Genomic DNA, 8882 nt, shown 5'->3' with positions numbered 1-8882 from the left:
AGAAGCGCACATTTGAGACAATTCGTGCTTCATCTGCTGGTTTATTTGGATTAGCTAACCAATCTAAAATTTCTTCTTTTTGGAGCGCGTTCATTTGACCATCTGCATGCCGCATTGATAGATGAACAGACTGCTCATCAACAGCATTACCAATGTATTCATTAATAACCTTTTCAAACTGATCCGACACCTTTTTTGATTCTTCAATTGTCCTAGTAAAGGCTATAGCACGCTCTAAAGGGGCTCCATCATAAGGGCTATTCTTTACCGGATTCTTGTATCCATTACGACGCATCATACCATTCCAAATACCAACAATTTGGCCAACATCGTCAATGTTTAAACCATTTTCAGGGTCAGCTAGTGTTCGTTGCATATCTTTTTGAATTGCGGCCTCATCAACTGCTAAAACCATTACTTTGTAATCTGTTAAGATATCATGCGACACAGCTTGCCCAAATCCCATACGGAAAAATACTGCTCCATATTTACTTTCATCGTCCATAGAGGCTAGTAAGATACTTTTTTCTTTAGCATTCCTCTTGGCACTTTCACCAAATATTTTTGGTGTCGCTGTTTGATACATACGCTTAAGGCCTTGGATATTATGGTTACTATGAACTTTGGCAAAAATACTAGCTTCTTTGGTAGATTCGTGAGCACCAGTGGTGCGATGGGCTTCATCAGAGATGATAAAGTCAAATTCTGGCAGTCCTTTTTTCTGTGCCTCACCAATCACATCAATACTTTGATAGGTACTGAAAATAACGACCATATCAGTTGGTTGACCTTCTTCAAAATCACGCCAATTTTGTAGTATTTTTTGACTAGATGTTGTTGCTGGATAACCAATATCAGCAGCCTTAATATCTTCATTTTCATCTGTACCACGAGAGGCATCACGATCTGATGTCACGGCCATACTTGTCATGGTCAGCTCAGTATCATTGTTCCACCCACGCAATGTTTGCGTCAATAATTGAATACTTGGGACTAAGTATAGAACTTTAAACGGCGTAGATTGCGCTTTAGCTAGTGCTTCAGCAATTTTTAGACTAGTAAAGGTTTTACCAGTCCCTGGCGCCATAATTAACTGCCCGCGATCATGCTCTTTAAAATGATTAAGTGCGTTCTCTTTAGCCGTTTGTTGGTAACCACGCAACTGCTTTGGCTTTTTAATAGTTACTTTCTCAGGTCGTTCAAAATTAAATTGTGACCAGTCAATTTGAGAGTTGCGTAAATCAGACAACCCAATAATTTCAATACCTTTTTCATTTTGCTCAATCGTTTCACGAGCATTGCTGTTCCATTCATCGACTGTCGAAACAATCAAACCATGTTGATAGTAGCTTTTACCTAGTTCAGCAACAAATGAATTAATAGAATCCTTACCAACCCTATGGGTATAGAACTTTGCTTGAATTGCGACTAAATCACCATTTTTCTGTTCGGCAACTAAATCTACACCAGTATCTTTTTTAGAAATGCCGTAATCATCAGGAACATCTGATAATAACCAAACATTTTGATACAACGCCTTGTAAGTTGGTTCATGTTTTAAGTAAGCTAATACGAGTTTTTCAAAAAGCGTGCCCCTTTCACGTTGGACATCACCTGCAGCCTGATTAATTTGCTCAATTAAATCATTGAAAGTTTGTGTCTTCATTACATTCTCCTACCAAAGTGCCACCATTTTTTATTTTGAGGCTCTTTTACTCTATTTTCTGCTGAATTTTCTTTTGGAATAGAATCGTCTTTTTCACTACCTTGTTTTGGTATATTTAATGATTTTAATTCTTTGATTTCTGTCTTGTATTCTTCTAAAAGTTTTTTATCCTGTAATGCTAATCGTTGCTGCTGATCTAATAAATTTTGTGTTTGTTTTTGAACTTCTAATAAACTTTTTATCTGTTCATCTTTTTCTTTTATAGAATCTATCACATCTAAGTAAACATCATAATCAACAAGTCTATTTGTCGATTCACTTGTTGATGACTTGTTATTTTCAAATCCCATCAAAGCCTTTATATTTTTGACATCTTGGGCGCTCAAAACATATCTATTGCCTTCCTTATTTGGCGTTTTGCTTGGCGATAATTTGGCGATAATTTGTTGAATTCTTTGCTTTGAAACGCCCAATTCATCAGCAAGTTCTCTAATAGTTTTAGGCATGATTTCCAAACCCCTTTCGGAGTTCAGCAAGTGTTTCTTTTCTTGCTTGATCTCTTATTTTTTTATCGTGCTCGGCCTGTTTATCAGCCAATGCTTGTTTCTCAGTAGAGCCTAGAGTTAACTCCTTAACTTTATCAATGGCGCGCCATTTTTCCTGTTCTGTTAATTCACCATTATGCTGAATATTGAAAAGCTTTTGTCTTTCATCTTGAAATTGCCCTTGTGAGAAGTCGTCTGCGTTCTTTTTTTCTGATTTCCAGGTAAATGAGTAACCAATAACCGGCTTGCCACGGCCTTTACCATATTTTTTTCTAATCGTTAGCCCTCTAAAAAGCGGGGTTAATTCTTCTCTAATTGGCTGAATAACTCTGGATTCAACGTTTGCAGGTTTATTCCAATAGCTTTGCGGAATATCAAGTAATTCAAAAAAATCACTTTTAGAAAAATAAGCATAACCAGTAGTTCGAAATTGTTTAAGGAGACGAAACATCGTTTTTGCATAACTACTCTTTAAATCTCTGAACTCTGCTAAAGCATATCGAACCCAGCTTTCAAGATTATTTAGAAGTTTCAATGCCTTGGGGTAAATTTGAATATCAACATAAGGGACTTCTGCCGAACCCTTGATTTCAAATCGAGTAAACATGACAAACATTTCTCTATCAAGTCCATCTTTACTTCTAGAGCCAAATCTAAGACCTAATATTTTTTGATATGTACTTTGTATGTCATCAATAAATCGATTATTTGCGGTCGGCTTATACGCGCTTAATTCTTTTAACTGATCAAAAGTAAACCGAACAGTATCATCACCTTTATCGCGCATTCTAGAAACAACCGAAAAGAAAAGATTCATTTCTACAGGAGTAAATCTTCTCAGAGGAATTGTATTCAGTTCTGGATCATATTTAACTAATTCATTGCTCATAAAATAACCTCCTTGAATAATACTACTTTATTTGAATACAGAAGTAAATAAGTGTAGTCAATAAACAGACAAAATGTAGTCGATAAACAGACAAAATGTAGTCGATAAACAGACAAAATGTAGTCGATAAACAGACAAAATGTAGTCGATAAAGTCCTGTAACCCTTGGGAGAGTAGGGCGCAATAGGGGTCTAAAAGAGGTTTAAAAGAGGTTTATAAAAGAGGTATAAAAGAGGCACCGCTGTTCGAGATTAAAATCTAGAAACAAAAAACACAAAGGAGTGAGCCAAAAACCGGCTCACATTAAACTCCAATCGCTACGCTCCTTGTGCCTCACTCCGTTCGTTGCCTAAAAGGTGTGGCAAGCCACATTTAATACGGGCGCTGACGCCCCGCACCCCGTCCAAGCTGAAACAGCTTGACCGTTTTACACTCGCCGTTAGGCAGGAAAGCAAAGTTTTGTAGAAACTTTGGCTTTCGCCATTTCAGTGTAAAGACTGGGTAAGAGCTGTCAATTCCTTATGCTCCCACGCTGCGCTCGTCCGCTACCATTGACAGCAAACAGTTAGTTTTTTTGAATCTCAACAAGAATTCAACTGCTATGTTTGTTTCTAAAGGCCTTATTTTTTGTTCTCAGCGATTTTAAGGCTATTTATATACATTTATACCAAAGTCAAAATAAAAAGCCCTCAGAGACTTTTTAGAGGGCTAAATTACAAAGCCTGGGCGATTAATAATATCTTCTTGTCTTTTTTGTAAAATATAAGTATATAGGGAATCATACAAATTCTTTTTGATCTCGTCAGGTTCATTGACAGAAGCTTCAAACAATTCTTGAATATCAACTTGCCAAGGATCAGCAAGCATTTCATCAATTGGCTTTAATACTTTCTTTTCGTCCATCTGAGTTACTTCTAACATTAGCTAATTATTTCAGGTTTAAATTAAAGGCATCTTTTTATAGTTAGTTATTCAAAGATTGTGATTAAGTTTAGAAAGAAAAACGGTGTAAAGCAATTAAAAAGATTTGTTTGAGCGCAGCGAAATCTAATACAATTTTTGGGGTATCGAAACACGTCAAAGTTAGTTGACGTGTAAGTGCGCATTGAACTAAAAAAAAACTTTTATTTTAATGATCAAGTTAGCTATTTTTTAGCGTCATTAAACGGAATGAAATGAGTTTAATGCGCACTTACACATAGAACATCTATGTGAGTCCGCAAACCGAGCAAATCTCAGTCAAGGCGCACTTACACTCCACTAAAAATTAGTGGAGGTTTTGTGCTTAAAATCTGTCTCAGAAGTTGCCTTCGGCAACAACTAAAAATCCAAATAAAACTAACCAAAATCAATTTGATCTAACATAGTTTCGGTACTGGCTTGGTCTAAGCCTAAATAAGCTAAAGTCATAGCTTCACTTGAATGATTTAATAAGTGCATGACTAAGCCAATATTGTAATTGGATTGCGTATAAACGCGATAAGCCCCAGTTTTGCGCATAGTGTGGGTACCAAGGTAATTAATGCTTAAAAGATCGCCGACTTTGCTCATGATTTTATAGAACTGTTTTTCCGTAATATGCCGTTCTGGGTGTTGAATGGACGGAAAGAGCCATTCAGATTCTAGTTTATGATCAAGCAGCCATTGACGATACAATAAAAGCTCTGTTTGAACTGGTTTAAGGTACAAGGTATTAGGCTTGCCTGTTTTTCGGTCGTGAATGAATGCATTTTGTTTAATGGAGCCTTCCGGATTAAAGATATCTGCTTGTTTTAGGCACATAACGTCACTGACTCTTAGTAGCGTAGCTTTCCCAACCTGAAAAATTGTATAGTTACGCCGGCCAGCTTTAAAGTTGTTGAGTAAGGTATCTTGCACCTCTTTGAGAACGTTTGAATCTTTGATGGGTAAGACAACTTGTTGCATAGTTTTAGCTCCTTAAAAAATTGATTTTTAGTACAAATTAAAGTACAATATTAAGTACAAAGAAAGGGTGGTAAATATGACATTAGCACTAACGCAGAGCGATTTTCGCGCTAACCTAAAAAAATATTTAGATCAAGTTAATGACGAAGATGAAACCGTTTATATTGCTCGTTCAAACAGTCGCGCAGTGGCCATCGTTTCACAAGAAAAAATGGACTGGCTAGAAAGAGCATTAAAAGCGAAAGAAGGTTCGTTAGAATATGCAATTGCGCGTGATCAGTTAATTAAACGCCATGTTTTACCTGACGATGAAATTGTTGAATCAAATGATGATTATTGGGGTCAGTTTAAATAATGAAAAAACTAAGATTTAAACCACGTGCAACCTTTAATGCTGATCTAAAACGGTTAGCCAGTTTAGACAAATCTATTATTGATGAAGTTCGAGCAGCTATTGACCTGTTGCTTGAGCAACAACAATTACCACCAGAATTTGAAGATCATGAGCTTAATCGGCGAATGAGCGGTTATAATGAATTTCACTTACGAGATACCCCGAAAAACAAAACACCAAGCGAAACTAACGATGTCCTGGTGGTTTATACGATTGATAAAGATGAACTAGTCTTAATTGGCATTCGAGTCGGATCGCATGATCGTTTATTTCCTGGTCAAAATCGTTCTAAAAGGTATCGAAAAAATGACGAATAGAAGAAGTCATTTTTATAATATGAAAATAAATAACCCCCAACATCTATATTATAGATGTTGGGGGTTATTCTTTCAATGTTTTTGAGGGGTTATTTGTGAATTATAGCCCCTTATAATTGTTCTTCAACTTCAAATTCTGGTAATTCATCAATTAATTCAAGTGTGCGCATACTTACTGTTATAACAGAAAGCAAAAGATTCAAAATATACTTGGGATCATCGCTGAAATCATTAGGATCATCTGTGATTCCTGACTTTTTATCTGTCTTCACTTGATATTGATCAATAATCCATTCTATTGCTGGACGCCCATTAACAACATACTCATATGCCCGTTCTGGAATATTCTTAATAGTAATACTTTCGTTGTAAATAATAGTATCTAATACACCTTTTTTAGGATGTTTCATTTTAGTCACGCTATAATTAGGATTAGAGTTACTTATCACAAGTTCAACACCGCTCCAACTAGGTTGGTTTTCGTAATTTAAATGTAAATTATAAAGTCTACGACCGATTTCGACATATTTTTCTTTATCTTTTAATAACGGTATATGTGGAAAATCTTTTTTTAGTTCATTTTTATATTTGTTAATGTAAGATGCAGAATTTAAAACACCATAAACATAGTAATGAACATCTTCTTCCGATATATTGAAATTTTTAATTACTTTACATGTTATATTAGATATTTTTCCTTGGTCTAATATTCCAGAATCTTCATAATTGTAATTCAAATATACCTGCGTCCTACCATCCATCATCCCACTATCTGGAATTACATTCATAGCTAATGCTGAAAAATCTCGTTTTGCTCCTACTCCAAGAGTAGCTATCATATTTTTGTCTTCGTAAATATTTTTATAGTAATGTCTGCGATAATCTACAAGCTTATCTCCGTAGTATAGATATTTTTTAGTGAATGGTCTATACATAGATACAACAACGTTTGTTTTATCAAAAATTAACTGCTGTTTTTTGGTGAAAAATGTTTTTAGTTCCCGACTCCATTTTAAATATGATTCATCTAGGTTAATACCCTTTAATGGATTAGGATTATTTGCTAAACGTTCTAGTTCGTTATTGAAATTATCTATAAATCGTGCTGAATTATTATTTGTTTTGATTTTGCTAAAATTATATACCCAGTTATCTCTTTGAGAAGTAATTCCTGTCGTTCTACTTTTATAAACATCTCCATCCATTGACAGATAATTTAAATAATTCATGTCCCTTTGATTAATCCAATCATAATTTGTATCCATATTAATATCAGACCAATCAATATTAATAATTGATTCTTGATTTTTCAAAATAGTTAATTTATCTTCTCTACTTAAATAATCACCAATATCTTTATAAAATATATCATGAGTATCACTGTTATCTTTTATAAGAATGGAAATAGCGATTGGCGTCCTGCTACCTGATCCAAAAATTTTCCCTCCTTCTCTCTTCGATACCTCTCCTTGAGTTCTTTGGTCTCCCCTTAGGTTAAATATATATAAGTAGTTGAATTCTTCTGAAAGTGATCTTCGCAACCCATCTGCGGATCTGCTATCAATAAATTGTCCATTTGAAACAAAGCCAATTACGCCTCTGTCTCCTAGTCTATCTGCCGCCCACCGGAAAGCCTTTATATATGAATCGTACAAAGAATTCTTATTAACACTGGAAGACCATTTTACGTATGTTTGTCTAATAGACTCTTCTAATTTAGGGTATCTTATATTTTGATTGTTGTCGTTTTCGGAATTTTGTCCAGTAGAATACGGTGGATTTCCAATAATTGCCGTAATTGGTACCTCTTGTTGTCTTTTTAGACGTTCGTCATTATTACCAAAATAAGTATCATCAAGAGTATGTTCATCTTCTGTACTTTCAAAAGTATCCGTTAAAACAATTCCCTCAAATGGAACATAACCTTGTTCATCTCCATTAATCTCATCAAATGTAGATTCGATATTAATAGCAGCAATATAATAACTTAATAAAATAATTTCATTAGCATGCAATTCTTGTGTAAATTTACGTGTAATGTCAGCTAATGTAATTTTACCGTCTTTCAACTGCTCTTGTAAGTAAGTCAATGTGCGGACAATGAACGTTCCTGTTCCTGTAAATGGGTCTAAGATATGGACGCCATGACTACCTAATGATTTACCAAAGTGTTTTTTCAATACATCATCTACTGATTTAACAATAAAATCTACTACTTCAATTGGGGTAAATACTATTCCTAACCGTTCAGTTGTTGACCTGAATGCTGTGCTAAAGAATTTGTCATAAAGAGTAATTATAATTTTTTGCTTATCTTCAGCTTTTTCTACACCTTCAGCTCTCATTTTTACAGACTCATATAAAGGTGCAAGGTTTTCTTGTTCCTTAGCAAAACCAGATTTCTCTAATTCTTTAACGATGTTTTCCATAGCTGTTGATACTGGATTATTATTAACAAAACTGTATTCTGAAAATAGTGCTTCAAATATAGGTTTTGTAATTAGATGCTGTGAAAGCATTTCTGCAGCTTGATTTTCATCAATGCTTTCGTTGATATTATGTTGCAGTGATGAAACGAATTTTTTGAATTCTAGACTAATAGGATCTTGTTTATCAGATAACTTATTTTTAATCCAGTTAATTTGACGCTCGGCAATTTTAGCAACATCTTGTGACCAATTTTCCAGATACTTACGATCGCCAACTTTTTGAACAATCTTACCAAAAATAGCGCCCTCAAACTTATCCCATTCTAGATTCAACTCAGTTTGAACATTCACTGGATTAGCTGTATCATTCTTTGATTCTTGATCATTCATTTGATCAGGCGCACTTCCTACACCAATGACCTTGAGTTGTTTAGGTTTAGCCATATTCAACTTATCAATCATAGCTTCAAATCGCTCATCGACAGAACGCAATGCATTGATTACCTGCCAAACAGTTTCATAATTCTTGTTATTATCTAAAATGGTTTCAGGTGTTTCATCTGTTGGAATAACAATAGGCAAAATAATATAGCCATAGTCTTTACCTTCAGCCTTACGCATAATGCGACCGACCGCTTGAACAATATCCACTTGCGATTTTTTAGGCGATAAGAAAATGACGGCATCTAGCGTTGAAATATCAATTCCTTCTGTCA

8 protein-coding genes are annotated in these 8882 nt (G+C 34.9%); 2 read left to right on the top strand and 6 right to left on the bottom strand.

From position 1 onward, the window contains the following. From C7K42_RS12795 to C7K42_RS12775, 5 genes are all read right to left on the bottom strand, one after another. Positions 1–1666, bottom strand: a 1666-nt coding sequence (locus tag C7K42_RS12795; RefSeq protein WP_124175442.1) for a restriction endonuclease, incomplete at its 3' end; no start/stop codon positions are given. Next, positions 1666–2172: a MarR family transcriptional regulator gene (locus C7K42_RS12790; protein ID WP_103099653.1), complete on the bottom strand. Its 507-nt coding sequence runs from the start codon at positions 2170–2172 to the stop codon at positions 1666–1668. The genes C7K42_RS12795 and C7K42_RS12790, both read right to left, overlap by 1 nt. Beyond that, a complete protein-coding gene (locus C7K42_RS12785; RefSeq protein ID WP_103099652.1) occupies positions 2165–3100 on the bottom strand; it encodes a replication initiation protein in 936 nt (311 codons plus the stop codon). The genes C7K42_RS12790 and C7K42_RS12785 overlap by 8 nt, the downstream gene beginning before the upstream one ends. Positions 3101–3808: 708 nt before the next feature. After that, a complete protein-coding gene (locus tag C7K42_RS12780) occupies positions 3809–4021 on the bottom strand; it encodes a hypothetical protein (RefSeq protein WP_170157613.1) in 213 nt (70 codons plus the stop codon). Between the two features lie 417 nt (positions 4022–4438). Beyond that, positions 4439–5026: a site-specific integrase gene (locus C7K42_RS12775; RefSeq protein ID WP_103099655.1), complete on the bottom strand. Its 588-nt coding sequence runs from the start codon at positions 5024–5026 to the stop codon at positions 4439–4441. Positions 5027–5102: 76 nt separating this feature from the next. Between C7K42_RS12775 and C7K42_RS12770 the strand changes: the two genes are divergently transcribed. Together C7K42_RS12770 and C7K42_RS12765 are read left to right on the top strand one after the other, a co-directional pair. Next, on the top strand, positions 5103–5381 hold the full coding sequence (locus C7K42_RS12770) for a type II toxin-antitoxin system Phd/YefM family antitoxin (protein ID WP_002834561.1): 279 nt from the start codon (positions 5103–5105) through the stop codon (positions 5379–5381). Next, positions 5381–5737 (top strand): type II toxin-antitoxin system YafQ family toxin, encoded by a 357-nt coding sequence (locus C7K42_RS12765; RefSeq protein ID WP_002834562.1) that lies wholly within the window; start codon positions 5381–5383, stop codon positions 5735–5737. The genes C7K42_RS12770 and C7K42_RS12765 overlap by 1 nt, the downstream gene beginning before the upstream one ends. Positions 5738–5847: 110 nt before the next feature. On the opposite strand, the gene C7K42_RS12760 is transcribed toward C7K42_RS12765, so the two are convergent. Further along, the coding region (locus C7K42_RS12760; protein ID WP_148084633.1) for a type ISP restriction/modification enzyme at positions 5848–8882 on the bottom strand (3035 nt) is incomplete at its 5' end.

It is taken from the genome of Tetragenococcus halophilus subsp. halophilus DSM 20339 (genome assembly GCF_003841405.1).
Classification (GTDB): Bacteria; Bacillota; Bacilli; order Lactobacillales; family Enterococcaceae; genus Tetragenococcus; species Tetragenococcus halophilus.
The sequence above is the reverse complement of the archived record's forward strand: the minus strand, read 5'-3'. Positions and strand labels throughout refer to the sequence as shown.

Excerpts from the sequence above, each read along its gene's own strand:
- C7K42_RS12790 (WP_103099653.1), bottom strand. The coding sequence starts at position 2,172 with ATGCCTAAAACTATTAGAGAACTTGCTGATGAATTGGGCGTTTCAAAG.
- C7K42_RS12785 (WP_103099652.1), bottom strand. The coding sequence starts at position 3,100 with ATGAGCAATGAATTAGTTAAATATGATCCAGAACTGAATACAATTCCT.
- C7K42_RS12780 (WP_170157613.1), bottom strand. The coding sequence starts at position 4,021 with ATGTTAGAAGTAACTCAGATGGACGAAAAGAAAGTATTAAAGCCAATT.
- C7K42_RS12775 (WP_103099655.1), bottom strand. The coding sequence starts at position 5,026 with ATGCAACAAGTTGTCTTACCCATCAAAGATTCAAACGTTCTCAAAGAG.
- C7K42_RS12770 (WP_002834561.1), top strand. The coding sequence starts at position 5,103 with ATGACATTAGCACTAACGCAGAGCGATTTTCGCGCTAACCTAAAAAAA.
- C7K42_RS12765 (WP_002834562.1), top strand. The coding sequence starts at position 5,381 with ATGAAAAAACTAAGATTTAAACCACGTGCAACCTTTAATGCTGATCTA.